Source organism: Gordonia rhizosphera NBRC 16068 (assembly GCF_000298195.1).
In the GTDB taxonomy this organism is placed as follows: Bacteria; Actinomycetota; Actinomycetes; order Mycobacteriales; family Mycobacteriaceae; genus Gordonia; species Gordonia rhizosphera.
This window is the reverse complement of record NZ_BAHC01000078.1, coordinates 49314-73216: the sequence shown is the minus strand read 5'-3', so window position 1 is coordinate 73216 and position 23903 is coordinate 49314. Positions and strand designations below refer to the sequence as shown.

The 23903-nt window shown below is 68.4% G+C and carries 26 protein-coding genes and 1 pseudogene; 21 read left to right on the top strand and 6 right to left on the bottom strand.

What is annotated here, in order from left to right; translation table 11 throughout:
* The first annotated feature begins 74 nt into the window (after nucleotides 1–74).
* Both GORHZ_RS09630 and GORHZ_RS09625 read left to right on the top strand, forming a co-directional pair.
* Entirely contained in the window at nucleotides 75–1028 is a 954-nt protein-coding gene (locus GORHZ_RS09630; RefSeq protein ID WP_040531055.1) for an alpha/beta hydrolase, read from the top strand.
* Between the two features lie 25 nt (nucleotides 1029–1053).
* Nucleotides 1054–1797 carry an alpha/beta fold hydrolase gene (locus GORHZ_RS09625; protein ID WP_006332482.1) on the top strand — a complete coding sequence of 248 codons (744 nt, stop codon included), beginning with the start codon at nucleotides 1054–1056 and terminating at the stop codon, nucleotides 1795–1797.
* Between the two features lie 55 nt (nucleotides 1798–1852).
* Here the strand turns inward: GORHZ_RS09625 and GORHZ_RS09620 are convergent, their stop codons facing one another.
* On the bottom strand, nucleotides 1853–2785 hold the full coding sequence (locus GORHZ_RS09620; RefSeq protein WP_006332481.1) for an oxygenase MpaB family protein: 933 nt from the start codon (nucleotides 2783–2785) through the stop codon (nucleotides 1853–1855).
* Nucleotides 2786–2866: 81 nt separating this feature from the next.
* Here GORHZ_RS09620 and GORHZ_RS09615 point away from each other — a divergent pair, with 81 nt between their 5' ends.
* The 10 genes from GORHZ_RS09615 (at nucleotide 2867) to GORHZ_RS09570 (ending at nucleotide 11179) form a co-directional block, all read left to right on the top strand.
* Nucleotides 2867–3895, top strand: coding sequence for an o-succinylbenzoate synthase (locus GORHZ_RS09615; RefSeq protein WP_006332480.1), 1029 nt, complete (start codon nucleotides 2867–2869; stop codon nucleotides 3893–3895).
* Between the two features lie 68 nt (nucleotides 3896–3963).
* A complete protein-coding gene (locus GORHZ_RS09610) occupies nucleotides 3964–5301 on the top strand; it encodes a cytochrome P450 (protein WP_006332479.1) in 1338 nt (445 codons plus the stop codon).
* Entirely contained in the window at nucleotides 5298–5897 is a 600-nt protein-coding gene (locus GORHZ_RS09605) for a TetR/AcrR family transcriptional regulator (RefSeq protein WP_006332477.1), read from the top strand. The genes GORHZ_RS09610 and GORHZ_RS09605 overlap by 4 nt, the downstream gene beginning before the upstream one ends.
* Before the next feature lie 47 nt (nucleotides 5898–5944).
* The gene (locus GORHZ_RS09600; RefSeq protein ID WP_006332475.1) at nucleotides 5945–6799 is read left to right on the top strand and encodes an SDR family oxidoreductase; all 855 of its coding nucleotides are present in this window, start codon (nucleotides 5945–5947) and stop codon (nucleotides 6797–6799) included.
* Between the two features lie 71 nt (nucleotides 6800–6870).
* Entirely contained in the window at nucleotides 6871–7458 is a 588-nt protein-coding gene (locus GORHZ_RS09595; RefSeq protein ID WP_006332473.1) for an Rv1363c family protein, read from the top strand.
* The gene (locus tag GORHZ_RS09590) at nucleotides 7455–7973 is read left to right on the top strand and encodes a hypothetical protein (RefSeq protein ID WP_040531026.1); all 519 of its coding nucleotides are present in this window, start codon (nucleotides 7455–7457) and stop codon (nucleotides 7971–7973) included. The genes GORHZ_RS09595 and GORHZ_RS09590 overlap by 4 nt, the downstream gene beginning before the upstream one ends.
* Nucleotides 7970–8587, top strand: coding sequence for a hypothetical protein (locus tag GORHZ_RS09585; protein ID WP_006332470.1), 618 nt, complete (start codon nucleotides 7970–7972; stop codon nucleotides 8585–8587). Before GORHZ_RS09590 ends, GORHZ_RS09585 begins: the two co-directional genes overlap by 4 nt.
* Nucleotides 8584–9132: a hypothetical protein gene (locus tag GORHZ_RS09580; protein WP_006332469.1), complete on the top strand. Its 549-nt coding sequence runs from the start codon at nucleotides 8584–8586 to the stop codon at nucleotides 9130–9132. Before GORHZ_RS09585 ends, GORHZ_RS09580 begins: the two co-directional genes overlap by 4 nt.
* A gap of 99 nt (nucleotides 9133–9231) precedes the next feature.
* Nucleotides 9232–10446: an NAD(P)/FAD-dependent oxidoreductase gene (locus GORHZ_RS09575; protein ID WP_006332468.1), complete on the top strand. Its 1215-nt coding sequence runs from the start codon at nucleotides 9232–9234 to the stop codon at nucleotides 10444–10446.
* Nucleotides 10447–10450: 4 nt separating this feature from the next.
* Nucleotides 10451–11179, top strand: a complete 729-nt coding sequence (locus GORHZ_RS09570; RefSeq protein WP_006332467.1) for a DNA alkylation repair protein — start codon at nucleotides 10451–10453, stop codon at nucleotides 11177–11179.
* 116 nt (nucleotides 11180–11295) lie between these two features.
* Here the strand turns inward: GORHZ_RS09570 and GORHZ_RS09565 are convergent, their stop codons facing one another.
* The 3 genes from GORHZ_RS09565 to mftR all read right to left on the bottom strand — a co-directional run bounded on the left by GORHZ_RS09565 (nucleotide 11296) and on the right by mftR (nucleotide 13455).
* Complete coding sequence (locus tag GORHZ_RS09565) at nucleotides 11296–11664, bottom strand: DoxX family protein (RefSeq protein WP_006332466.1); 369 nt, start codon at nucleotides 11662–11664, stop codon at nucleotides 11296–11298.
* Between the two features lie 28 nt (nucleotides 11665–11692).
* Nucleotides 11693–12748 carry a ferredoxin--NADP reductase gene (locus tag GORHZ_RS09560; protein WP_006332465.1) on the bottom strand — a complete coding sequence of 352 codons (1056 nt, stop codon included), beginning with the start codon at nucleotides 12746–12748 and terminating at the stop codon, nucleotides 11693–11695.
* A gap of 86 nt (nucleotides 12749–12834) precedes the next feature.
* On the bottom strand, nucleotides 12835–13455 hold the full coding sequence (gene mftR / locus GORHZ_RS09555) for a mycofactocin system transcriptional regulator MftR (protein ID WP_006332464.1): 621 nt from the start codon (nucleotides 13453–13455) through the stop codon (nucleotides 12835–12837).
* Nucleotides 13456–13565: 110 nt separating this feature from the next.
* On the opposite strand from mftR, the gene mftA reads away from it, so the two are divergent.
* From mftA to GORHZ_RS09535, 5 genes are all read left to right on the top strand, one after another.
* Nucleotides 13566–13664 carry a mycofactocin precursor MftA gene (gene mftA / locus GORHZ_RS29950; RefSeq protein WP_083877241.1) on the top strand — a complete coding sequence of 33 codons (99 nt, stop codon included), beginning with the start codon at nucleotides 13566–13568 and terminating at the stop codon, nucleotides 13662–13664.
* Complete coding sequence (gene mftB / locus GORHZ_RS09550) at nucleotides 13664–14011, top strand: mycofactocin biosynthesis chaperone MftB (RefSeq protein ID WP_040531021.1); 348 nt, start codon at nucleotides 13664–13666, stop codon at nucleotides 14009–14011. The genes mftA and mftB overlap by 1 nt, the downstream gene beginning before the upstream one ends.
* 44 nt (nucleotides 14012–14055) lie before the next feature.
* Nucleotides 14056–15327: a mycofactocin radical SAM maturase gene (mftC, locus tag GORHZ_RS09545; protein ID WP_006332457.1), complete on the top strand. Its 1272-nt coding sequence runs from the start codon at nucleotides 14056–14058 to the stop codon at nucleotides 15325–15327.
* A 112-nt stretch (nucleotides 15328–15439) separates the two neighbouring features.
* Complete coding sequence (mftD, locus tag GORHZ_RS09540; RefSeq protein ID WP_006332455.1) at nucleotides 15440–16642, top strand: pre-mycofactocin synthase MftD; 1203 nt, start codon at nucleotides 15440–15442, stop codon at nucleotides 16640–16642.
* Between the two features lie 223 nt (nucleotides 16643–16865).
* Nucleotides 16866–17678 carry a mycofactocin-coupled SDR family oxidoreductase gene (locus GORHZ_RS09535; protein ID WP_040531019.1) on the top strand — a complete coding sequence of 271 codons (813 nt, stop codon included), beginning with the start codon at nucleotides 16866–16868 and terminating at the stop codon, nucleotides 17676–17678.
* Between the two features lie 239 nt (nucleotides 17679–17917).
* Here the strand turns inward: GORHZ_RS09535 and GORHZ_RS09530 are convergent, their stop codons facing one another.
* Nucleotides 17918–19030, bottom strand: a complete 1113-nt coding sequence (locus GORHZ_RS09530) for a CaiB/BaiF CoA transferase family protein (protein ID WP_040531048.1) — start codon at nucleotides 19028–19030, stop codon at nucleotides 17918–17920.
* A 183-nt stretch (nucleotides 19031–19213) separates the two neighbouring features.
* On the opposite strand from GORHZ_RS09530, the gene mftE reads away from it, so the two are divergent.
* The 4 genes and pseudogenes from mftE to GORHZ_RS09510 all read left to right on the top strand — a co-directional run bounded on the left by mftE (nucleotide 19214) and on the right by GORHZ_RS09510 (nucleotide 23205).
* Nucleotides 19214–19957, top strand: coding sequence for a mycofactocin biosynthesis peptidyl-dipeptidase MftE (mftE, locus tag GORHZ_RS09525; protein ID WP_006332452.1), 744 nt, complete (start codon nucleotides 19214–19216; stop codon nucleotides 19955–19957).
* Nucleotides 19954–21390: a mycofactocin biosynthesis glycosyltransferase MftF gene (gene mftF, locus GORHZ_RS09520; protein ID WP_006332451.1), complete on the top strand. Its 1437-nt coding sequence runs from the start codon at nucleotides 19954–19956 to the stop codon at nucleotides 21388–21390. The genes mftE and mftF overlap by 4 nt, the downstream gene beginning before the upstream one ends.
* A gap of 19 nt (nucleotides 21391–21409) precedes the next feature.
* Nucleotides 21410–22736, top strand: a pseudogene (mftG, locus tag GORHZ_RS09515) (mycofactocin system GMC family oxidoreductase MftG).
* 40 nt (nucleotides 22737–22776) lie between these two features.
* Nucleotides 22777–23205, top strand: a complete 429-nt coding sequence (locus GORHZ_RS09510) for a PPOX class F420-dependent oxidoreductase (RefSeq protein ID WP_040531016.1) — start codon at nucleotides 22777–22779, stop codon at nucleotides 23203–23205.
* 32 nt (nucleotides 23206–23237) lie between these two features.
* Here the strand turns inward: GORHZ_RS09510 and GORHZ_RS09505 are convergent, their stop codons facing one another.
* The gene (locus GORHZ_RS09505; RefSeq protein ID WP_006332447.1) at nucleotides 23238–23903 is read right to left on the bottom strand and encodes a vitamin K epoxide reductase family protein; all 666 of its coding nucleotides are present in this window, start codon (nucleotides 23901–23903) and stop codon (nucleotides 23238–23240) included.

Sequence of the window (23903 nt, the reverse complement as noted above, 5' to 3'; positions counted from 1 at the left end):
GTCCCCCGGACCGGTCCCAGCGGTGGCATCCCACTCGCACAACCGATTACGGTTCTGCGGTGCCGGTACTCACCATGCGCCCACGCCGACTGGCGATGCGGCGCCGAATCCTCGTCTGTCTGCTCGTCGTGGCCACCATCGTCGGTATCGGGTCGATCGAGGCCGGCAGCGCGAACGCGTCGTCGTTCGGCCGGTTCTACGTCAGCGGGTGCGGCATGCCGACAACCCCGGTGGACATGTGGACCCGGTGGGGCAACTACAAGACCGTGATCGCGCTCGACGGTCTGCGCGCGACGAGTGACATGAGCGGATGGCGTCATGAGACGCGCATCCAGCGCCTGGCCGACTCGGGCGTGAACGTGGTGGAGCCGGTGGGCGGGCTCGCGAGCTTCTACACCAATTGGAACGAGGCGAGCCCCGGCAACAAGATCAAATACCGCTACCGATGGACGTGTCGCCTCAACACGATCATCCGCGAACTCGACGCCCGCGGTCTCGCGGTCGGTCCGCGGGGGAAGTACGCGATGATGGGCATCTCGATGGGCGGCAGCGCGGCCATGATCTACGGGGCTTATCACCGCAAGCGGATCTCGCACATCTTCTCGATGTCCGGATTCCTCAACCTCTCCGCCCCGACGATGCGCGAGGCGGTCAGGCTGGCGCTGATCGACGCCGGGGTGGCGGCGGGCGTCGGGCCGTTCAGCGCCGACGCGATGTGGGGTCCGCCCTGGGACAAGCGCTGGGTCGACAACGACGCCCTCGTACAGATCCCGCGTATGCGCGGTATGCGGATCCGGGTCGCCGCAGCCACCGGCGTGTGGGGCAAGTACAACACCGAGGCGATCGGTTCCATCAAGGGCACCCCGCTCGAGACCGTCTCCATGGCTCAGACCAGGACGTTCGAGGTGGCCGCGGCGCTCGCCGGGGTCCGGATCACCACCGACTTCCCGGCGGTCGGCACCCACCAGTGGGGCTACTGGGAGGAAATGGTCTGGCGGGCCAAGCGCAGCGGGTGGTTCCGGGACTGACGCGCCGGGTCACTACCCTGGGGGAATGCGGGTTCTTCGACGCGACGACCTACCGCTCGCGGTGCGTATCTCCGGTCCCGACGACACCCGGCCGCCGGTGTTGCTCGTCCACGGGATGGCCGGTGACCACACCACCTGGCGACGGTTCGCCGCCGCGCTGCGCCGCTCGGGACGCCGAGTGGTGTCGGTCGACCTGCGCGGTCACGGACGCAGCGGACACGCCGACAGCTACCGCCTCGACGACTTCCGCGACGATCTGCGGTTCGTCATCGACGACCTCGGCGTTGAGCGTTTCGACCTGCTCGGACACTCGCTCGGGGCACACACCGCCCTGCGGCTGGCCATCGCCGAACCCGGGCGGGTACGGCGGCTGATCCTCGAAGAGGTGCCGCCGATGCCGCGCAACGACGCGGATGTCGACGAGGGGATCGTGGTCTCGGCTGGGCTCGGGGAGCGGCTGCGCGGCGTCCGCGACGTGGTGACCAACCCGTATCCGTTCCTGCGATTCGACCGGTCCCTGCCCGATCAGGTGGGGACGCAGTTCCAGGTTCCGGAACCGGACTGGTGGGACGCGCTGCCGACGGTGACCGCGCCGACGCTCATCATCTCCGGTGGCCGGCGAAGCTTCCTCCCGCCGCAGCATCTGCAAACGCTGAGCGAGGCGTTGCCGGCGGGCCGGTTCCGCGTCATCGACGCCGGCCACAGCGTGCACCGTGACCGCCCCGCCGAATTCGAGACGGCGGCAACCGACTTCCTGCACGCCAAGTAAACCCTATGTGCGCGGTGGCGGTCACCACCGGTTCACCGGGTGAGTGTCGAGATCCTCACGCCGCGGGCCGGTTGTGCAGCGGTCGCGGATCGACGCCCACCCTGCGCCACGCGTTGTAGGCCCACGGGAGGTAGAGCCATTTCAATGGCAATCGGTTGAAGACCGGGTTCAACGTCCGCATGGTCTTCGCGAACCGCTGGAAACGTTTCTCGCGCTTCTCATCCCATTCGAGGTCGCACACTTCCCGCATCTGCTGGGGCAGGGTGCCGACGATGACGGTGCGGATGAAGGCGTTGAGCGGGGCGGAGACCACGCGCCACAGCGGGGCGGGGACGTTCCCGGGGCGGGGCAGGCCCTGCCGGATGTAGCCGGTCGCGTAGACGATCGTCTTGTGGGGAACGAACCGGTCGAGCATGTCGTCCCAATACGCGAGGAACTCCTCGTAGGTCTGCGGCTGACTGCGCGCGCTCACGCCGTAGAGCTCGTACCAGATCTTGCTCTCTTCGAAGATCTGTACCTTCTCGGCATGGCTCAGCCTGCGGATGAAGGTGTCGGTGATGTAGAGGACCTGGTCGACGAAGGTGGCATGTGCCCAGTAGAAGAGCTCGGGATTGAGCGCGTGGTAGCGGGAACCGTCGCTGATCTCGCCCTTGATGTTTCGATGGAAGTCACGGACGGTGCGTCCCCACTTCTGCGGTTCGGTGCTGTAGACGGTCTTCATCACCGGTGGGCCGGTACGCTGTGCCCGGCCGAGGAAGTCGTCGAAGATGACCGAGTGGTCGAGTACGGCCTGCCCGAGTTGTTCGATGCAGTTCTCCGTTCCGGCGAGGCGCTGGAAGCCGAACACGCCACGGACGTCGCCGTAGAACTTCCAGATCAGCGAGTCGGCACCCAGGCGCGGCGCGGGCAGGGCGGAATCGGCATCGTCGTCGACGATGACGGGTTCGGCTTCGCGGATCGCGTGCTCGTAGCCCTGGTTGACTGTCATGGGAGGAGAGTAGCCGACAATGGAACGAAATGAAATATTTGTTCCAAGGCGGCTAACCCGATCGACGGAGGAGAGGTCGAGATGACGCCGCGCGCATGGCCGACGGTCGCCGAACTGCTGGAGTTCGCGACCGTGGTCCGCCTGCCGATGCGGACCCGGTTCCGGGGTTTGACCGAACGCGAGACGTTGGTCTTCCGCGGACCCGCCGGATGGGGCGAGTTCGGGGCGTTCGTCGAGTACGACGACGACGAGGCCGCCGCCTGGCTGGCCGCCGGCATCGAGGCCGCCTATCTGGGTCCTCCTGTGTCCGTGCGTGATTCGGTTCCGGTCAACGCGACGGTGCCGGCCGTTGGCGCCGACGAGGTCGCGGCGATCCTGGCGCGCTACCCGGGCGCCACGACCGCGAAGGTCAAGGTCGCCGAGCCGGGTCAGACCCTCGACGACGACGTCGCCCGGGTGGCCGCCGCGCGCGCGGTGATGCAACGGGTCCGCATCGACGCCAACGGGAAGTGGACACCGGAGGAGGCCATCCATGCGATCCGGGCCATCGGCGACGTCGAGTACGTCGAGCAGCCCTGCGCGACGGTCTCCGAGCTCGCCGTCGTGCGCCGCGCGGTCGACGTACCGATCGCTGCCGACGAGTCGATCCGCAAGGCGGCCGATCCATTCCTGGTGGTCGCCGCCGAGGCGGCGGATGTGGCGATCGTGAAGGTCGCGCCGCTGGGTGGGATGCGGGCGACGCTCGCGATCGCCGATGCCATCGGGTTGCCGGTCGTGGTGTCCTCGGCGCTGGACTCGGCGGTCGGTATGGCCGCCGGGGTGGCGGCCGCGGCCGCCCTGCCCACCCTCGAGTACGCCTGCGGACTGGGGACCGGGGCCCTGTTCACCGCCGACATCGCCGAACCGTTCATCCCGGCAGGCGGGGATGTCCGGCCGCGGTGGTTCACCGGCGCCGACGACGTGGATGTGCGCGCGTCGCGCGACGTCGAGCCATCGCGCGAGCAGTGGTGGAGGGACCGACTGGCGCGCTGCCATGCGCTGTTGACCGACCCGGGCGAAAACGGCCGCGGGGTCGGGGGTAGAAACATTTTCTCCGATCTGTTCCAATAGCAGAAGGATGCGACCGGGGTCACAGTCACGACCGTGGTCGACATACGAGGACGCGACGAGGAGAAGCGATGACAACGGTGCTTGCCCCGGCCCCGGCCGGCAGCGGATTGGTCGAGGTGCCGTGCGCGGAGCGCAACGGCATTCTCGAGATGATGTCGATGCGGCGTGATCCGTTCGCCTTCGGCGACGATCGACTCAACCGATTCGGGCAGGTCTCCGGTCTCAATGCACTGGGCGTGAAAATGGTGATCGCCGCCGGCGCGCGGGCCGCCGACGAGATCCTGATGAACCGGGACAAGGCCTTCGCCAACGGTCCCGCGTGGAGCTACTTCATCGGCCCGTTCTTCAACCGCGGCATCATGCTCCTCGACTTCGACGAGCACCGCCATCACCGGCACATCCTGCAGCAGGCGTTCAGCCCGTCGACGCTCAAGGGCTACATGCAGGAGATGCAGCCGATGATCGCCGAACGCGTCGCCAACCTCCCGACCGGGGAGGTCAAGCTGTTCAGCGAATTCAAGTCGATGACCCTCGACGTGGCACTCGAGGTGTTCCTCGGCCTCGAACTGCCCAAGGACGAGGCCGACAAGATCAACAAGGCGTTCATCGATACGGTGCGGGCCGGTGTCGCCTACGTCCGCAAGCCCGTGCCCGGCGGCCGATGGTGGAAGGGCCTGCGCGGCCGCAAGGTGCTCGAGGAGTTCTTCCACGCCAACATCGCGGCCAAGCGGGCCCGCGAGACCCCCGACCTGTTCTCGGTGCTCTGCCACGTCGAGGGCGACGAAGGCGAGCGGTTCACCGACTCCGACGTCGTCAACCACATGATCTTCGTGCTGATGGCCGCGCACGACACCTCCACGATCACGATGACCCAGATGGCCTACCGGATGGCGAAGTCGCCGAAGTGGCAGCAGAAGGCGCGCGAACAGTCACTCGAGCTCAATCCGGAACTCGGCTACGACGACCTCGGCAGGCTGACCGCGCTGGATCTGGTCATGAAGGAATCGCTGCGGATGTGCACGCCGGTGCCCGCGCAACCGCGGATGGCCGTCAAGGACACCTCTGTGCAGGGTTTCTATGTCCCCAAGGGCACCATCGTCACGGTGCCGCAGATGACGAACCATCGTGACCCGGAGTTCTTCACCAACCCCGACATGTTCGACCCCGAGCGGTTCTCTCCCGAACGGGCCGAGGACAAGGGGCACCGGATGGCCTGGATGCCATTCGGCGGCGGCGTGCACAAGTGCATCGGGCTGTACTTTGGCCAGATGGAGATCAAGACGATCCTGCATCACGTGGTCCGTAACTTCGAATGGTCGGTGCCCGAGGGTTACCAGATCCCGATGGACTACAGCGCCCTGCCGGTGCCCAAGGACAATCTGCCCGTCGACCTTCGTCGCCGATGAGCTCCGTCAAGACGCGGCGCAAGACCCGCAACACCTCGAGTCCGGAGGATCAGGAGCAGGCGATCCTCGCGGCCGCGGGCGCCGAGTTCACCTCGGTGGGCGTGCGACGCGCCAACATGGACGAGGTCGCCGCGAACGCGGGCGTGAGCCGCAGCACGCTCTACCGGCGCTTCCCGAACAAAGAGGAGCTGCTCCTCGCCGTCGCCAACGACCTCTACCAGCGCGGGATGGTGCGCCTCGAGGCGGCGGTGGTGGGGCTCGGTCCGGCTGAGGCGGTCGTGGAGGCCTTCGCCGAGGGTGCGGTGATGATCTCCGAGGATCCGCTGATGCGTCGGCTGGTCCTCACCGACTTCGAGATGAGGGGCATCACCGCGTCGGTGACCTCGCTGTTCATCGACACGGTCACCGCCCGGGTGGCCGCGACGCTGCGTTCCGCGGGTGCTCAGATGCCCGAGCAGGATCTCCTGCGTGCCGTGGAACTGCATGTCCGACTTGTGATCTCGTTTCTGGAGGTCCCGGCCTCCGATGAGCGGCGCCAGCAACCCGACGCGGTCCGCGAACTGGCCGCGAAGTATCTCGCCCCGATGATCTGGTGACCCGCCCGGTCCCGGACTCGTTTCGACCCCCTGACCAAGGAGTACAGATGTTCCTGCTCGATCGGCGCAGCCGTTCGACCGACCCGTCATCGGCGTTGCGCGGCAAGGTGATCGCCATCACCGGCGCCGCCCGCGGCATCGGTTTCGAGACCGCGACGCAGCTGTTCAACGCGGGTGCCACGGTGGCCCTCGGCGACATCGACGACGAGGCCGTCGGCAAGTCCGCGGCCGACCTCGGTGTCGAGGGGTTCGCCGTCGACGTCACCGATCGCCGGTCCTTCGACGATTTCCTCACCGCGGTCGAGGACGCGCTCGGGCCGATCGACGTGCTGATCAACAATGCCGGCATCATGCCCGTCGGTGACTTCCTGTCCTACGACGACGCGCTCATCCGGCGCACCTACGACATCGACGTGATCGGGGTGATCACCGGCACGCAGCTCGCGGCACGACGCATGGTCGCTCGTGGGCGCGGCCAGATCGTCAACATCGCCTCACTCGCGGGTCGACTGCCGACGCCCGGGCTCACCATCTACAACGGCGCCAAGGCCGCGGTCATCGAGTTCTCCGAGGCGGTCAATGCCGAACTCGAATCGACAGGCGTGCGCGTGAGCACCGTGCTGCCCACGTTCACACGCACGGGCCTGATCTCGGGGGTGCAGACCAATCGGATGATCCAGGTCCTCGAGCCCGAAGACGTTGCTGCGCAGGTCGTCTCCATCATCGCGCGCCCGCGGCTGCGGGTCACCGCGCCGCGGTCGATGGCCTGGGTCCACGCCAACGCGCTCTTCCCGCAATCCTGGAAGCGGGCGTCGCGGCGGATGGCGAAGCTCGACAGGGTGTTCCTGCACTACGACCACGAGCAGCGGGCTGCCTACGCGAACCGCATCGGGGAGAGCTGATCTTCACGGGCGCTCGTTAGGGTGGGGTAGGCCCCGGCGACACCGGGGCCCGCCGTGAGAGGAACCGACGTATGGCCCGAGACGCCCGACTCGACGCCGAGCGGGCCGCGCGCGCCGATCTGCGCGACGCAGTGGACGAACTGTGGTCGGCGGAGATCGAGGCGGGCCGGCGCCGGCCGTCACGTCTGGTACGGGTCTTCTCAGCGGTCGCGCTGTTCGCGGTTCTGCTCGCGGTCGCCGTGGTAGCGGTGTGGAGCCGTGCCGACGACACCTACACCGACGATGACTACCTCGAGGCGGCCACGGCACGGGTGTCGGTCCTGCTCAGTCCGGACCATCGCCGGCCCGACCAGGCGCGGCGGATCCTCGACGGCGCCACCGGCGAGTTCCGTGACGAGTTCGCGCAATCGGCGGACAGCTACACCACCTTCGTCCGGTCACAGGGCACCATCGGGCGCGGCGTCGTCGACGGGGCCGGCGTCGCGGCCCGCGCCGGTGACAGTGCCGCGGTCCTGGTGGCCGCGACGGTCGAGTTCACCGACGCGACCACGCCTGCCGACGCCGTCGCCGAGACGGTGGTGCGACGGTTCCGGCTGCGGGTACTCGTGAGCCCGGACGACGGTCAGCTCAAACTCGCTGCGGTGCAATACCTGCCATGACGTCATCGCCGTCATCGCCGTCACGGACACGGATCGTCGGGATGCGCACCGCTGCGATCGTCGGGGTCGTCGCGGGCGTCGTGGTGGCGGTGCTGATCGCAGCGCTCGTCGGCGTGCTCCGCGCGAGCGCGTCCGATGCCGCCGACGAACGCGCCCGCACCGAACTTCGCCGCGAGGCCGGCCGCATCGTCGCCCAGATCTTCTCCGTCGACGCGGCGACGTGGCGGGCCGACCGGGCCCGGGCCCGCGGCCTGATGGCAGGGGAGTTCGCCGCACGGTACGCCGCCGAACTCGGCAGGCCCCCGGCCGACGGCGCACGCCGGATCACCTGGACCTCTGATGCCGTAGCGGTGGCGGACGCGACCGCCGAGAGCGGCGACGTCGTGATCGCCGGCACCGTCGTCACCACACCGGCCGACGCGGCCACGCCGGTCACCGAAAAGCTTTCGGTGACTGTACGATTCGACCGCGACGGCGACCGGTGGGTGGTCACCGGGGTGGATGTGGTGTCGTGACCGAGACCGAACCGATGTGTGTGCAGGCGGCGCGGACACGGGTCGACGAGGCGACCCGCACCGCCCGGCTGGCCCGGATCGCCGCCGCAGGCCCGCTACGCGACCGCGCCCGGCGCCGTACGCGCCGATTCATCGTCGCACTGGCCGTCCTCGCTGTGGCGGCAGCGGTGTTGGCCGGTGCGATCACGGCCACGCTGCGCCACCAGCGGGCCGCCGCCGCCCGGTCGGTCACCGCGAGCGAGGTCCTCGAATCGGCCCGGTCGGCGATCACCACGCTGCTGACCGCCGACCCCGCCGATCCCGACGGCTACCTCGACCGCGCGCTCGCCGTGACGACGGGGGAGCAGCACGACCGGCTGGCGGGTGCGCGCGACGCGATCACCGCGGAGATCTCCGGACAGACGGCGCCGAGCACCGGGCAGGTCCTCGCCGCCGGCCTGATCTCTGATCCGGCCTCCGACGACCAGGGTGCGCAGTCACGTGTGCTCGTGGTCGCCGACGCCACCGACCCGGCACTGATCGGCGAAGACGGCGGGGAAGGACCCGTCACGGTGGAGCTCACCATGACGCGGACCGCGGTCGGCTGGCTGATCGGCGAGGCGGCACGGTCGTGACCGGCCCCGTCCGCCCGCCGCGGCTGCTGCGTCGCCAACGCGGCCGGGTCGTGCTCGCCGCGGTGGTCATCGTGGTCGCCACGACGGTGGCGGTGCTCGGGTTCCTCGGCGCCCAGCGCGCCCGGCCCGTCCCCGACGACGCCGAGCGTCACGCCGTGCTGACCGCAACCAGCGAGGCGGTGACCGCGCTGATGACTTTCCACCCGGGCCTCGACGCGTCGGCACGTGCCGCGGTCGAGGACCGTCTCACCGGACCGCTGCTGGTGCGCTATCGGAGTCGGGGACCCGACGTGGTGCTCCCCGGTGCGGTCCTCGGCGGCGCGACGATGACCGCACGCGTCGTCGGGGTCGGGCTGAACGCCTATGCACCTGACCGGTCTCAGGTGCTGGTCTTCGCCGATCAGACCGTCGACATCCCGCAAACCGGGTCCGCGCCGAACGGGGACCGGCACACCGCCTCTGTCGCCCGGTGGGCGACGATGCGTAATGTCGAGGGCAATTGGCGGCTCGCCGACCTCCAACCGGTTGGCGACGTCACCCGTTAGAAGGGGCATCCGGCCCCGTGCCGAGCAGGAGATGGTCGGCGACCGCGTGCCAGACGGGTTACCGTCGCAGCGGATGAAAGTGTGACGGAAGGACGTGTGATGAGTGGGTCGCCTGCGGGTGTGGTGATTGTCGGTGCCGGTCTCGGCGGTATTCGGGTGGCGGAGAGCCTGCGGTCCAACGCCTACTCCGGTCCCATCACGATGATCGGCGCCGAGGCCCACCCACCCTATGACCGGCCGCCGTTGTCCAAGTCGGTCCTGCAGGGCAAGGACGACCGCGTCGATCTCAAGCCCGCGGAGTTCTTCGCGGAATCCTCGATCGAGCTACGCGCCGGAGAGCGGGTCTCGGCGGTGTCGCCCGACGAGCACACCATCACCATCGAGAAGATCGACGACCCGGCCCACAGCGAGACCCTGCGCTACGACACGCTCGTGCTGGCCACCGGCCTGCACCCCCGACCGCTGCCGGGCGCCGAGGCGGTGGCGGGAGTCCACGTGCTGCGCACCATCGACGACGCGCTGACACTGCGCGGCGAGATCGAGGGCGCCACCCGGGCCGTCGTCGTCGGGGCCGGGTTCATCGGCTGCGAGGTGGCGGCCAGCCTCAATCAGCGCGGACTCGAGGTGACGCTGGTGGAGCCCGCGCCGGCACCGCTGGCGGCCGCGCTCGGCACCGAGATCGGGGCCCTGGTCGCTCGCCTGCACACCGCCCGCGGCGTCAAGGTGCTCACCGGAGTCGGCGTCGACGGCCTGGTCACCGACGATGCGCGTGTCACCGCCGTGCGACTCGCCGACGGCACCGTCGTCGACGCCGACATCGTCGTCGTCGGGATCGGGTCGACGCCGGTGGTCGACTACCTCGACGGCTCCGGCATCGAGATGGCCCCGCGGGAAACCGGTGGTGGGATCGCATGCGACGAACACGGCGCCACGTCGGCGCCCGATGTCTACGCCCTCGGAGATGTCGCGAACTGGCGCACCGAGACCGGCGGGACCCGTCGCGTCGAACACTGGACGCACACCGTCGAGCAGTCCACCGAGGTCGCGCATCGGATCGCGCAGACCGATGCGATGATTCCCGCTGCGCCACCCTATTTCTGGAGCGACCAGTACGAGCTCAAGATCCAGGTGCTCGGACGGCCCGAGGCCGGCGACGACGTGCACATCGTCGACGACGACGGCACCAAGTTCCTCGCCTACTACAGCCGCGACGGATTCCTCACCGCTGTCGTCGGTGCCGGCAAGGTCGGTCCGGTCATGAAGACCCGACCGAAACTGCTCACCCGGACCCCGATCTCCGAGGTGCTCGGCTGAACCGGTGACCCGGTCCCCGTCGGCAGCGCAGATCGCGGCGGAGATCGACGCGCTCGCCGATCCCGTCCGTGCGGCGGGTTCGGCGCGGTTCTTCAAGACCGGGCCGGGGGAGTACGGCGAGGGTGACGTCTTCGTCGGTGTGCGGGTTCCGCAGCTACGCGCGATCGCCAAGCGATTCCGCGGGGCCGACGTCGACGTCGTCGCTGAGCTGCTGCGCTCGCAGATCCACGAGCACCGCCTGACCGCGCTGTTCGTGCTGCGGGCCGGGTTCGAACGCGCCCCCGACGACGACAACCGCGCCCGATGGGTCGCCTGCTACCTCGACGCGGTCCACGCCGGTCATGTCGACAACTGGGATCTGGTCGACTCGTCGGCCGATCCCATCCTCGGCGAATGGTTGTGGGCGCGTGGCGATCACGGCCCGCTGTTGCGCCTCGCCGCCGACGGTGACCTGTGGCGGCGTCGAGTCGGGATCATGGGGACCTTCGCCTTCCTCAAACACGGCAGCGCCGAGGCCACCCTCGCCGTGGTCCCGACGGTGCTCGACGATCGGCGCGACCTGATCCAGAAGGCCTCCGGTTGGATGTTGCGCGAACTCGGCAAGCGGGTGGATCGCGATCTGTTGTGCGCATTTCTGGAAACCCACGCGGCGCAGATGGGCCGGACCGCGCTGAGCTACGCGACCGAGCACCTCACCGCTGCCGAACGGGAGCACTACCGGTCGCGAGCTTGAACACGCGGAACTCGCAGAAGCACGAGGAGCTTTGCGTGTTTGTGCGAGCTCCGCGTGTCGGAGGTGAATTGGCACCTCCGCTCCTCGACGTATCGGAGTTGTGCAGCGCGCCTTCACTACTCGGTGTCGCGCCACACCCGGTAGGCGGCCCAGATCATCGGGAACTGGAAGGGGAGTCGACCGATCGCGACGGCGCGCATCGCCGGCGACCGGTCCCAACAAAGCCGCACCATGTTGAGGTTGGCCGGATAGACCGCGACGAACAGCGCCGCCGTGGCGGCGGCTGCAGTGCGCCGGGTCTTCGGCACCAGTAGACCCGCGCCGATCGCGACCTCGGCGGCGCCCGACGCGTAGGTCAGGGTGCGCGGATCGGCCGGGATCTCCTCGGGGATGATGTCGTCGAACGGCTTGGGCACGACGAAATGCAGTGTGCCGATGGTCAACAACATGCCCGCGAGCCCACGGGCGAGACGATCAGGTGTCATGACAGCCTTTCTCCGAATGGCTTCGGGCTCAGAACTCGACCCGCAGGTTCTCCGAGGTCGGATGTGCCTGGCAGCCAAGGATGTACCCGTCGGCGATATCCTCCGGGTCGAGCGCACCGATGTTGTCCATGTCGACGGTACCCTCGGTGAGGGTGCATGCACACGACCCGCATTCACCCTCCTGGCACGAGTAGGGGGCGTCGAGTCCGGCGGCGAGCATCACGTCGATCAGCGACCGTTTGCGCGGCCACCGCAGGCTGTGGGTCTCGCCGTCGAGTTCCACCTCGACCGTCGCGGCCTGCGCCTCCTCCGCCTCGGTGACCTCGGCGAGCTCGACGTCGGCGAACGGGTCGCCGGACAGTGAGTTGTAGACCTCGGTGTGCACGTTGTGGTGCGGAAACCCCGCTCCCGCAAGGCCTTTGTGTACGGCATCCATGAACGGTCCGGGTCCGCAGAGGTAGGCGGTGCGCTCGGCGTAGGGGCCGAAGGTGGTCGCGAGCATCCGGTCGCTGGGCAGTCCCTGCAGCGTCTCCAGCCAGTGGATCAGGGTGAGCCGATCGGGGTGGGCCTCCTGCAGGTCGCGCAGTTCGTCGGCGAAGATCACGTCCTCGATACCGCGGTTGGCATAGAAGAACGTGACGGGCGCGCTGCCGGCCTGCAGGGCGGCCTTGAGGATCGACATCACCGGTGTGACACCGCTGCCGGCGGCGATCAGCAGCAGAGGGGTGTCGAGATCCTTCGGCGTGAACACACCCGACGGCGGCAGCACCTCGATCTGGCTGCCGGGAGCGAGGTTGTCGCACACCCAGTTCGACCCGTAGCCGTCGACGGTGCGCTTGACGGTGACCTTCGGGAGCTTGTCGGTGGCGGGTGCGGAGGCCAGCGAGTAACACCTCGCGACCGATCCGGTGACGTCGCTGGGAATCCGCAGCGTGAGGAATTGACCGGGTTTGTAGTCGGTGAAGGATTCGCGCTGGGTGTCGGGAAGATCGAAGACCAGCGACCGGGCGTCGGCGGTCTCGTCGATGACCTCGGCGACCGTCAGGATCACGCTGCGCGAGCCATGCGGCATCAGCTCGGTCATCTCGCCACCTCTCTGCCGGATCGTCGGCCGGACCGCCTCAAAGAATTAGAACACGTTCTAGTTCAGGGTAACGCACCGGCGATCGCTCACGACAGCGCGTCGACCCCTTGCGCCAGGGTACGGCTCCCCGCGATGATCAGCGCCTCGAGGTCGGCCCCGGGGTGAGTGAGCCACTGCTCGTAGGCGGCCAGGGCGGTGCCCAGGCACAGCCAGGCGATGGTCTGGGGGAGGTGGTCGTGTTCGTCGAGGTCCAGTCGCGTGGCGACGAACTCGGCGATCACGTGGCGCCAGTCGGAGTACATGAGCATCGAATGTGCCTGCAGGGCAGGCACACCCAGGAGTAGCGCCATCCGTCGACGATGCCCGGCGAGTTCGGCTGCGGGTACCGTGTTGAACGACACCAGCGCCCGTCGCAGGGCCTCGGAGATCGGCAACTCGGCCGGGATCGCGGCCAGCAGGGTGCGCATCTCGTCGAGGTGGGCGTCGAAGTCTCCCCAGGCGATGGCGTTCTTCGACGGGTAGTAGCGAAACAGCGTGCGGCGGGCGATCCCGACGGCGTCGGCGATGTCGTCGACGCTCGTCTCGTCGAAGCCCTGTGCGGTGAACAGGTCAATGGCAACCGTGCTGATCTGGGCACGCGAGGTGACCGGACGTCGACCCGGTTGCGCGACCCGTGTGGGCCCTTGCACCTCGTCGGATGAGCTCATCGTGACCTGTCCGTGTGGCTAGTTTTGGTTTTGGGCTGTTTAAATGCACCGGGTGCCATTATAGTATTCGGTGATCCGCATCACTACGAGGAAAATATGGAGGTTGGATCATGGCAGATCAGGCAGCCGCGTCCGCGCAGGAGACCGAGCTCGTGGGCGAGTCCCTCGTCGAAGAGGTGTCGATCGACGGGATGTGCGGGGTCTACTGATGTCGACCCCGACATCTGCTCCGGTGACCGACGGCCACGGTGACGTGGCCGCCGGCGCCGGGGCGGCACCCCGTTTCGACGCGTCCGACGCCTGGGTGCTCAATCCCAAGGTGGCGTTGCGTCCCGAACCCTTCGGCGCCCTGCTCTACCACTTCGGCACCCGCAAGCTGTCGTTTCTGAAGAACTTGACGGTCGTCGGGATCGTGCGATCCCTCGGTGACCACGGCAGTGCCGACGATGCCCTGGCCGCCGCGGGTATCGGCGACGCCGAGCGTTCCCTGTACCTGCAGGCACTCACGGTGCTCGCCGAGTCGGGAATGATCAGCCGCCAAACCGGCGCCCGCTAGCAACCCGCACGCTCAAATCCCCTGCCCCGAGGAGTCCCATCGAGATGACCACACTCGAATTTCCGCACAGCGCAACGGATCTGACGTCGGCGCCGCAACCTGTCCAGCCGCCGAAGGTGGGGCGGCTCGTCGATCAGTTCGAGCGCGGCCTCGACGCACCCATCTGTCTCACGTGGGAACTCACCTACGCCTGCAACCTGGCGTGTGTGCACTGCCTGTCGTCGTCGGGCAAGCGGGATCCGCGGGAGTTGTCCACCGAGCAGTGCAAGGCGATCATCGACGAGCTGCAACGGATGCAGGTCTTCTACGTCAACATCGGCGGCGGCGAACCGACGGTGCGCCCGGACTTCTGGGAACTCGTCGACTACGCGACCAGCCATCAGGTGGGGGTCAAGTTCTCCACCAACGGATTGCGCATCGATAAGAAGGTCGCCGCGCGGCTGGCGGCGTCGGACTATGTCGACGTGCAGATCTCGCTCGACGGGGCCACCGCGGAGGTCAACGACGCGGTGCGCGGTCCGGGGTCCTTCGACATGGCGGTGCGCGCCCTGGAGAACCTGCACGAGGCGGGTTTCGCCGACGCGAAGATCAGCGTGGTGATGACCCGACAGAACGTGGCCCAGCTCGACGAGTTCAAGGCGCTCGCCGACCGGTACAACGCGACCCTGCGCATCACACGCCTGCGGCCGTCTGGCCGTGGCGCCGACGTGTGGGACGACCTGCACCCCCTGCCCTCTCAGCAGCGCGAACTGTACGAGTGGCTGGTGGCCCATGGGGATCGGGTGCTGACCGGAGACTCGTTCTTCCACCTCTCGGCCTTCGGCGGGGCCAACGGCGGCGGACTGCCGGGCCTGAACCTGTGCGGCGCGGGACGCGTGGTCTGCCTGATCGATCCGGTCGGCGACGTCTACGCGTGCCCGTTCGCCATCCACGAGAACTTCCTCGCCGGAAACATTCTGAGCGACGGAGGATTCCAGCACATCTGGCAGCACTCGGACCTGTTCACCGAACTCCGCGAACCGCAGAACGCCGGTGCCTGCACGCAGTGCGCGCACTTCGACGCCTGCCGCGGCGGATGTATGGCCGCCAAGTTCTTCACCGGCCTGCCGCTGGCCGGCCCGGACCCTGAGTGTGTCCAGGGGTACGGCGAACAGTTGCTCGCCGGTGAGCGCAGCAAACCGACTGCGAACAAGGATCATTCACGCGGTACCCCGCTGACGCTGATGACCCGCCGAGCAGATGGTGACCTGCTGCCCGTCGGCGCGCCCCCGTCCAAGAGCTGCGACGAGAACCCGCTCGCCGGTTTCACGCCCTAGCGAAGCTAGGGGCCACAACCTCTATACGGCACCATGACGCGTGTCCGGCCGGAATGCGGCCGGGCCATGCCATGGCGCCACCGATGATGAAATGAAGTAGGTAGGAACACAAATGGCCAAGAATCCCTGGGCGAAGAATCCCTGGTTCGAGACCGTGCAGGAAGCACAACGTCGCGCGAAGAAGCGGCTGCCGAAGTCGGTGTACTCGTCGCTGGTGGCGGGTACGCAGGCCGGCGTCACACTCCACGACAACATCGACGCGTTCTCCGAGCTGGGATACGCGCCGCACGTCGTCGGCGCGCAGCCCGACCGCGAACTGTCCACAACCGTCATGGGGCAGGAGATCTCCTTCCCGGTCATGATCTCACCGACCGGTGTCCAAGCCGTCGACCCCGATGGCGAGGTCGCCGTCGCCCGCGCCGCGGCCGCCCGCGGGACCGCGATGGGGTTGTCCAGCTTCGCCTCTCACCCGATCGAAGAGGTCACCGCGGTCAACGACAAGATCTTCTTCCAGATCTACTGGCTCGGCAGCCGCGACGACATCGCCGCGCGCGTCGAGCGGGCCCGCGCCGCCGGCGCCAAGGGTCTCATCGTCACCACCGACTGGGTGTTCAACATCGGTCGTGACTGGGGCAGTCCGGAGATCCCCGAGAAAGTCGACTTCAAGGCATTGCTGCGCCTCGCCCCCGAGATCGCGGTCAAGCCGCGGTACGCGATGGACTGGGTCAAGGGCGGCAAGGTCGTCATCCCCGATCTCACCGCACCCAACCTCCCGGCCGACAAGAGCCAGACCGGTCCGACCTTCTTCGGCGCCTACTACGAGTGGATGACCACCCCTCCGCCCACGTGGGACGACCTGAAGTGGCTGCGTGAGCTGTGGGGCGGACCGTTCATGGTCAAGGGCATCACCCGGCTCGACGATGCCAAGCGTGCGGTCGACATCGGTGCCACCGCGCTGTCGGTGTCCAACCACGGCGGCAATAACCTCGACGGCACGCCCGCGACCATCCGCCTGCTGCCGGGCATCGCGGATGCCGTCGGTGATCAGATCGAGGTTCTGCTCGACGGCGGTATCCGCCGCGGCAGCGATGTTGCCAAGGCGGTCGCGCTCGGCGCCCGCGCAGTGATGATCGGCCGCGCCTACCTGTGGGGCCTCGCGGCCAATGGTCAGACCGGCGTGGAGAACGTCCTCGACCTGCTCCGCATGGGCCTCGACGGTGTCGTGATGGGCCTGGGCCACAAGAGCGTTCACGAGCTCTCCCGCGACGACCTGATCATCCCTGATGGGTTCGAGAGGAGTTTCGGCACGATCTGACCGACGCAAGATCCTCTCGCACCTTCTTCGTGTCGATGTCGAGTGGGCGCAGCGTTACGTCGAGTGGGCGCAGTTTTTCGTCGAGTGGGCGCCAGCGTTACGTCGAGTGGGCGTGTCCGGTCTGGCATGCGCCCACTCGACGAAAAACAGCGCCCACTCGACGGCCGTGCTGGGCACGTTGGGTGAGCGCGTCGCGGAAGTAGAACGTGTTACAGTTTTCCGCATGGGAATGTTCGACGGCAAGGTCGTCTACATCACCGGCATCGCGCGCGGGCAGGGGCGCAACCATGCGCTCAGGTTCGCGCGGGAGGGCGCGGCGATCATCGGGCTCGACATCGCCGGCCCGGTCATCGACCACGCGACCTATCCGCCGGCCACCACCGATGACCTCGACGAGACGGTCCGCCTCGTGGAGGAAGCCGGCGGGAAAATCCTTGCCCGCCAGGGTGATACTCGAGATCTGGCATTCCAGCAGGAACTGGTCGCCGACGGTGTCGAACTCCTCGGCCGGCTCGACCACGTGGTGGCCAACGCCGGCATCCTCACCTGGGGCACGACCTGGGAGATGACCGAGGAACAGTTCACCGACGTCGTCGATGTCAACCTGGTCGGCACGTGGAAGACGCTACGCGCCACGATCCCGGCGATGCTCGAGGCCGGCAACGGCGGATCGATTACGATCATCAGTTCGGTGGCGGGCCTCAAGGCGATGCCGATGCAGGCGTCGTACTCGGCGTCGAAATTCGGCCTGCGCGGACTCACCCAGACCGCGGCGAAAGAGCTCGGGCACTATCGCATCCGCGTGAACAGCGTGCACCCATACGCGGTCGACACCCCGATGGGGGTGGCCGACACCGAGGCGCACCGCATCTTCGGCATGCGGTGGGTGACACCGCATCTGAAATCGATTCTCGACCACCACCCGGTGGCGTCGCCGGACGAGATCAGCGATGCCGTGCTGTATCTTGCGTCCGACGGTGCCAAGGCGATCACCGGTGCCGAGTTCTCGATCGACATGGGTAACTCGAAGGTCTGACTGCTTGCGGGTCATCCCGGCCCCGTCGAGGGCACCCGGGATTTCGCCGACGGCAACCTGTTTCGCGCCGAGAGCACCCAGAATATTGTCGAGAGCATCCTGGCTTGGGCGCGGGTGCGTTTGGCGCGGATGCTCTCGACGAAATTCTGGGTGCTCTCGGCCGCCGTGCTGGTGGCGTTGGGAGCCTGGGGTGCTCTCGGCTGCCGTGCTGGTGGCGTTGGGAGCCTGGGTGCTGTTGGCTAGTCCTGCCAGATGGTCGCGGGGTCGGTGGCCTCGCGGGCCGGGCCGGTCGGTGTCTCCGGCGAGGTGCGCGAGAAGCGCGGCGCGACCTGGGCCTGCATGACCCCGTCGATCTCGACGAGGTTCGCGCGGGCGGCCATATGCGGGTCCGACGGCGCCTCGGCGAACGTGAGCACCGGGGAGGTGCAGGCGTCGGTGCCCTCGAAGACCTTCGCCCACTCGTCGCGCGTGCGGGAGGCGAACGTGTCGGTGAAGATCTGCTTGAGTTTGGGCCAGTTGGCGATGTCGTTCTGAGCCGGCAGATCGGCGTCGGCGAGGCCCAGCCCGGTCAGCAACTCGGCGTAGAACTGCGGTTCGATCGCTCCGACGGCCATGTACTTGCCGTCGGAGGTCTCGTACACCTCGTAGTACGGCGCCCCGGTGTCGAGCATGTTGACCCCGCGGGTGTCACTCCACATACCCATGCCGCGGAAGGCCCACATCATCTGGCCCAGAACCGACGCACCGTCGACCATCGCGGCGTCGACGACCTGACCGCGGCCCGAGGTCTGCCGCTCCAGCAGAGCCGCCAGCACACCCATCACCAGGAACATCGATCCGCCGCCGAAATCGCCGGCCAGGTTCATCGGCGGCACCGGCCGGTCGTCCTTACGGCCGATGGCGTGCAACATGCCGGTCAGCGAGATGTAGTTGATGTCGTGGCCGGCGCGGTCGGCGCGCGGGCCCTCCTGTCCCCATCCGGTCATGCGACCGTAGACGAGCCCGGGGTTGATCTCGGCCAGTTTGTCCGGCCCGAAGCCGAGACGTTCCATCACGCCGGGGCGGAAACCCTCCAGGACGACGTCAGCCTTGGCCACCAGACCCAGGATGGTGTCCCGGTCGGCCGGATCCTTCAGGTTCGCCTCGACCACACGGCGTCCGCGCAGGAGGGCGTCGGCGTTGCGTCCGGCGGGTGTCAGATCTCCCGGACGCTGGACGCGGATCACGTCGGCGCCGAGGTCGGCGAGCATCATCGCCGCATGCGGGCCGGGCCCGATCCCGGCGAACTCGACCACGCGGATTGCGCTGAGTGGCCCGTCTTTTCCGCTGCTGCGAGGTGAGGTTGACGTCATGTGTGTCCTCCCGAAATCCACCCGGCCGTTGTGTCGGGTCTCACGTTTGCCCACCCAGCATCCCACAACCGATCGATCGCTCGTACAGTCGGGGCCCAACCCGGCTCAGGGCTGCTTCCGTCGAGTGGATGAAAAGAGCCGTCCCGGTTAACACACCTCATCTGCGTCGCTAGAGTTGGACGAATGGAACGTCGGGCCGCGCTGGGGGAGTTGTGCTGGCCGCAGTTGTCCGATCGGTCGGTGACCTTGCTCGTTCCGCTGGGCGCCACCGAGCAACACGGACCCCATCTGCCCCTCGACACCGACACCCGCATCGCATCGGTGGTCGCCACCCGCGCGGCCGACCTGCTGGCCGACGACCCGGCGCACGACACCGACGGTGCCCCCGCCCCACTGGTGCTGGCGGCCCCGGCGCTCAACTACGGGGCCAGCGGGGAACACGAGGGGTTCCCGGGCACCATCTCGCTCGGGCACGAGGCCCTGCATCTGCTGCTGCTCGAGTACGGTCGCAGCGCCTGCCGCTGGGCCGACCGGCTGGTGTTCGTCAACGGGCACGGCGGCAATGCGACGTCGTTGGTGTCGGCGGTCGGACGACTGCGCTACGAGGGCCGTGACGTCGCCTGGTTCCCGTGCGCGACCCGGGGTGGCGACGCGCACGCCGGTATCACGGAAACATCGGTGCTGCTTCACTTTTCGCCCGACGACGTGAGTCTGTCAGCGGCCGAGGCGGGCAATGTGGCACCCATTGCGACGCTGCTCGAACCGATGCGCGCCGGCGGGGTCGCGGCGGTCAGTGCCAACGGTGTCCTCGGTGACCCGTCGGGCGCGACCGCCGAACACGGCGCGGAGCTGACCGACACGCTGGTCACGACGCTCGCCGATGCCGTGCGCACCTGGACGGTGGATGGTCAGGGGTGGCTGCGATGACCGCACTCGAGGGCCGCGCGCAGGCCCCGGCGGCTGCCGACGATTCGCTGCCCGACGGCTTCCAGGTGCAGATCGACATGCGCTGCGCCCGCAAACGCGACCTCCGCTATCTGGTCGGCGGGTCGCCGACCCGGCTCTTGCGGATGTCGGATGCCGCGCTGGGTATGACCTCGGCCGACGGACGGATCGAGGTCTGCGATCCGGCCACCCGCGCGCTGGCCCGCAAACTGCTCGACACCGGGATCGCGCACCCGCGCCCCATGTTCGGGCCGCGTCCCGATGACGTGACAGTCGTCGTCCCGGTGCGCGGGAATCAACGGGGAGTCGACCGCCTGCTGCTCGCCCTGGCGGGGACGAAGACGGTCATCGTCGACGACGGGTCCCCCGAACCAATCCAGGTCCACGGCGCCGACGTCGCGCTGATCAGATTCGACGAGAACCGCGGCCCGGCTGCCGCCCGCAACGCCGGTGCCGCGGCGGCCACCACCGACTTCGTCGCCTTCCTCGACTCCGACGTCGTGCCACCGGCCGACTGGCTGACCATGTTGCTCGGCCACTTCTCCGATCCGGCCGTCGCGATCGTGGCGCCACGCATCGTCGGCCTGAGCCGAGCCGACCGCGGCGCCTCCATCGCCGAGCGCTACGAGAATGGCTACTCCTCGCTCGACATGGGCCCCGAGGAGTGCGCGGTCGTCCCCGGCTCCCGCGTGCCCTATGTGCCCAGCGCGGCGATGATCGTGCGCCGCAGCGCCTTCGACGGATTCGACGAAGAGCTGCGGGTCGCCGAGGACGTCGACCTGTGCTGGCGCACCCATAAGGCGGGCTGGCGCATCCGCTACGACCCGGTGGCCGAGGTCTCACACGATCACCGGACCGACGTCCGCTCGGTGCTCGACCGGCGCCGCTACTACGGCACCGGGGCCTCCTATCTGGCCGACCGTCACGGCGGGTCCGCCGCACCGGTGGTCATGTCGATCCCCATGGCGGTGGCCGTGATCGCCCTGCTCACCCGTACGCGGATCGGGCTTGCGGTGGCGATGATCGTCATCGGCCAGATCGCCATGCGGTTGCGCCGGCGACTCGGTGAGCTACCCGGCGCGCCCATCGTGGCGACCCAGATGACCGGGCGCGCCGTAGGATTCGGAGTCCTGCAGGCCGCAGGTGCGGTGTGCCGCCACTACTGGCCGGTCGCGGTGGTGCTGGCGTGCTTCTCCGCCCGGTTCCGGCGCACCGCGATCGAGATAGCGGTGGGTGAGGGCATCGTGTCGTGGGTGCGGCAGGTCGTCCTCGAGCCCTCGGCCACCCCGGCGATGGGGCCGCTGACCTACACGCTGTTCCGGCGCCTGGACGATCTGGCCTACGGCGCCGGGCTGTGGCAGGGCGCATTGGCCCACCGCGACCTCGGGGCGCTGCGGCCGGTGCTGACCAAGTAGACACGGGCCGGGCGTGGACATGGGGCACGGCGGTCTGCCGCGCACGGCCGACGTCGTCGTCGTCGGTGCGGGCAGTGCGGGATGTGTGCTCGCCGAGCGGTTGTCCCGCGACCCGGCGCGGTCGGTGTTGCTCCTCGAGCGTGGACCGGCGCGGTGGCCGTCGGATGCCGTCCGGGATCTGCGGACGCTACCCATCACCGCCGACTCGGCTTACGCCGTGCATCACCCGGAGGCGACCGGGCTCGGGGTCGTGCGGGGCAGCGGGTTCGGCGGTTCGTCGGCGGTCAACGGCGGCTACTTCCTGCGCTGGCACGCCGACGACTTCGCGGACTGGCCGACCGGTTGGGGCCTCGACGAGGTCGCGACCGCCTACGACGAACTCGATCGTCCCGGCGGCACCATGGGGGTGTCCGCGTTCGGCGACGACGAGCTGTCCGACGCCGCGCTCCGTTTCGAGGCTTACTGGGGGCAGCGGATGCCGATCCGCCCGCCCGACGATCCGTGGCCCATCGTCGGGGTCAACCGGGTGCGCTCCAACCGTGCCGGCATGCTGCGCATGACCGCGGCCGAGGCCTACCTGCGCCCCGCCGCGCGCCGACCCAACCTCGTCATCCGCGCCGCCGAGCAGGTCGACGGGGTCGTGACGTCCGGACGCGTCGTGTCGGGCGTGCGGCTCGGTGACGACGTGGTCGACTGCGGCGAGGTCGTGTTGTGCGCGGGCACGCTGGGGACCGCGGCGATCCTGCTGCGCTCCGGGCTCGACACCGTAATCGCCGGGGATGTACTGACCGTGGTGGAGCACCGGGAGGTGCTCGTTCACTACCGAACCCGCGCACGCGGCTCGAGGACCGCCCTTCTGCAGAGTGTGGTCCACACCGACGACGACCTGGAGATCCGCTGCTACAGCGCGGACCTGGCCGACTACATCGACGGGCTCGCCCCCGTCGGGCCGGCGGTCGGCGTGGCCGCGATGCGTCCGGGAACCCCCGGTACGGTCCGGCTCGGCGCGACCGGTGCGGAGGTCGATCTGAGTGTGGTCGCGGCAGATGTCGCCGATCGGATGGCGAACGGTGTCGCCGCGGTGGTCGGGATGCTCGGATCGTCGGAGTTCGGTGACCTCGTCGACGAACGGTCGGTGACCGTGGACCCGGTGATCCGAACCTCCCAGCACGCCTGGGGCAGCATGCCGATGGGATCGCGGACCGACCCGCGAGGGGGTGGTCGAGGGGGTGCGCGGGCTGCGCATCGTGGACGGCTCGATCCTGCCTTCACCGGGTCGCAGCGGTCCTCACGCAACCATCATGATGGCGGCGTGCCGGATCGGGGACCTGCTCACCGCTGGGTAGTCACTAAGTGGTGCCGAACAGGACCACTAAGGTCGATGCCGTGGCTGCATCACTCGACGACCCCGCGATCCGTACCCATCTCGGCGGCGGCACCCGGACCGGTCATCTCGGCTATCTCGCCGCCGACGGCCGCCCGCTCGTCGCGCCGATCTGGTTCGTCCTCGACGGCGACCGGATCGCCTTCAACACCGGCGAGTCCACCGCGAAGGCCCACGCCATCGCACGCGATGCCCGGGTAACGCTGAGCGTCGACGATCCGCACCCGCCGTACGGGTTCGTGCAGATCCAGGGGCGGGCGGTGGCCGGCGACGACCTGGACGAGGTGCGACGGGTGGCGACGCTGTGCGGTGCCCGCTACATGGGAGCCGATCGCGCCGATGAGTTCGGCGCGCGCAACGGGGTGCCGGGAGAGCTGGTGGTGTGGATCGAACCGACCCGGGTGATCGCCAACCTCAACGTCTCCGGCTGAGCGTTCCCTTCCAGATCAGCGCGTCCACGCGGTCAGATCAGAGTCGACCAGTAGTCCCAGAACTCGACACCGATCGCGACGATCACGACCGCGTACCACACCGGCAGCAGCACCCACATCCACGACCTGACCTCACGGGCACGATCGGAGTCGGCAAACAGCCGGCCGATGCTGATGATGAGGATGATCGGGGTGACGATCCACACCACGATGCAGTACAGACACAGTGCGTGAATCCGGTAGAGCGCCTGGAATGCCAGCCAGTTGATCATCACGAAACCGGCTGTGGTGCCCAGCGCCTGCCCGAGCCAGTACCAGCGGGGCAGCGCCACCCGGGCGGTGGCCAGCACCCCGGTCACCACGATGACCGAGAACGCCGCGATTCCGATCAGCGGGTTGGGGAACCCGAAGATCGCGGCCTGCTTGGTCACCATGACCGACCCACACGAGATGATCGGGTTGATGCTGCAGCTCGGGGTGTAGTTCGGGTCGGTGAACAGATGGAACCGCTCGATCGACAGCGTCGCCGACGCGATCAGGCCGATCGTGCCGGCGATGAGGACCGCCAGCCCGGTGCCACGTGTGACGTCGACGCGGTCGAACAGTCCGCCGCGGTCGGCGGGGGTGGTGTCGTGGGGCGCGCTGTCGTCAGGGGTCGAGGGTTGCTCGTTGACGTCGGCGGTCGGGGTCGTGCTCAT

What these genes read in the sequence shown, in the direction of transcription:
- GORHZ_RS09630 (WP_040531055.1), top strand. Translation starts at nt 75, where the DNA reads ATGCGCCCACGCCGACTGGCGATGCGGCGCCGAATCCTCGTCTGTCTG.
- GORHZ_RS09625 (WP_006332482.1), top strand. Translation starts at nt 1,054, where the DNA reads ATGCGGGTTCTTCGACGCGACGACCTACCGCTCGCGGTGCGTATCTCC.
- GORHZ_RS09620 (WP_006332481.1), bottom strand. Translation starts at nt 2,785, where the DNA reads ATGACAGTCAACCAGGGCTACGAGCACGCGATCCGCGAAGCCGAACCC.
- GORHZ_RS09615 (WP_006332480.1), top strand. Translation starts at nt 2,867, where the DNA reads ATGACGCCGCGCGCATGGCCGACGGTCGCCGAACTGCTGGAGTTCGCG.
- GORHZ_RS09610 (WP_006332479.1), top strand. Translation starts at nt 3,964, where the DNA reads ATGACAACGGTGCTTGCCCCGGCCCCGGCCGGCAGCGGATTGGTCGAG.
- GORHZ_RS09605 (WP_006332477.1), top strand. Translation starts at nt 5,298, where the DNA reads ATGAGCTCCGTCAAGACGCGGCGCAAGACCCGCAACACCTCGAGTCCG.
- GORHZ_RS09600 (WP_006332475.1), top strand. Translation starts at nt 5,945, where the DNA reads ATGTTCCTGCTCGATCGGCGCAGCCGTTCGACCGACCCGTCATCGGCG.
- GORHZ_RS09595 (WP_006332473.1), top strand. Translation starts at nt 6,871, where the DNA reads ATGGCCCGAGACGCCCGACTCGACGCCGAGCGGGCCGCGCGCGCCGAT.
- GORHZ_RS09590 (WP_040531026.1), top strand. Translation starts at nt 7,455, where the DNA reads ATGACGTCATCGCCGTCATCGCCGTCACGGACACGGATCGTCGGGATG.
- GORHZ_RS09575 (WP_006332468.1), top strand. Translation starts at nt 9,232, where the DNA reads ATGAGTGGGTCGCCTGCGGGTGTGGTGATTGTCGGTGCCGGTCTCGGC.
- GORHZ_RS09565 (WP_006332466.1), bottom strand. Translation starts at nt 11,664, where the DNA reads ATGACACCTGATCGTCTCGCCCGTGGGCTCGCGGGCATGTTGTTGACC.
- GORHZ_RS09560 (WP_006332465.1), bottom strand. Translation starts at nt 12,748, where the DNA reads ATGACCGAGCTGATGCCGCATGGCTCGCGCAGCGTGATCCTGACGGTC.
- mftR (WP_006332464.1), bottom strand. Translation starts at nt 13,455, where the DNA reads ATGAGCTCATCCGACGAGGTGCAAGGGCCCACACGGGTCGCGCAACCG.
- mftA (WP_083877241.1), top strand. Translation starts at nt 13,566, where the DNA reads ATGGCAGATCAGGCAGCCGCGTCCGCGCAGGAGACCGAGCTCGTGGGC.
- mftB (WP_040531021.1), top strand. Translation starts at nt 13,664, where the DNA reads ATGTCGACCCCGACATCTGCTCCGGTGACCGACGGCCACGGTGACGTG.
- mftC (WP_006332457.1), top strand. Translation starts at nt 14,056, where the DNA reads ATGACCACACTCGAATTTCCGCACAGCGCAACGGATCTGACGTCGGCG.
- mftD (WP_006332455.1), top strand. Translation starts at nt 15,440, where the DNA reads ATGGCCAAGAATCCCTGGGCGAAGAATCCCTGGTTCGAGACCGTGCAG.
- GORHZ_RS09535 (WP_040531019.1), top strand. Translation starts at nt 16,866, where the DNA reads ATGGGAATGTTCGACGGCAAGGTCGTCTACATCACCGGCATCGCGCGC.
- GORHZ_RS09530 (WP_040531048.1), bottom strand. Translation starts at nt 19,030, where the DNA reads ATGACGTCAACCTCACCTCGCAGCAGCGGAAAAGACGGGCCACTCAGC.
- mftE (WP_006332452.1), top strand. Translation starts at nt 19,214, where the DNA reads ATGGAACGTCGGGCCGCGCTGGGGGAGTTGTGCTGGCCGCAGTTGTCC.
- mftF (WP_006332451.1), top strand. Translation starts at nt 19,954, where the DNA reads ATGACCGCACTCGAGGGCCGCGCGCAGGCCCCGGCGGCTGCCGACGAT.
- GORHZ_RS09505 (WP_006332447.1), bottom strand. Translation starts at nt 23,903, where the DNA reads ATGAGCACGACCCCGACCGCCGACGTCAACGAGCAACCCTCGACCCCT.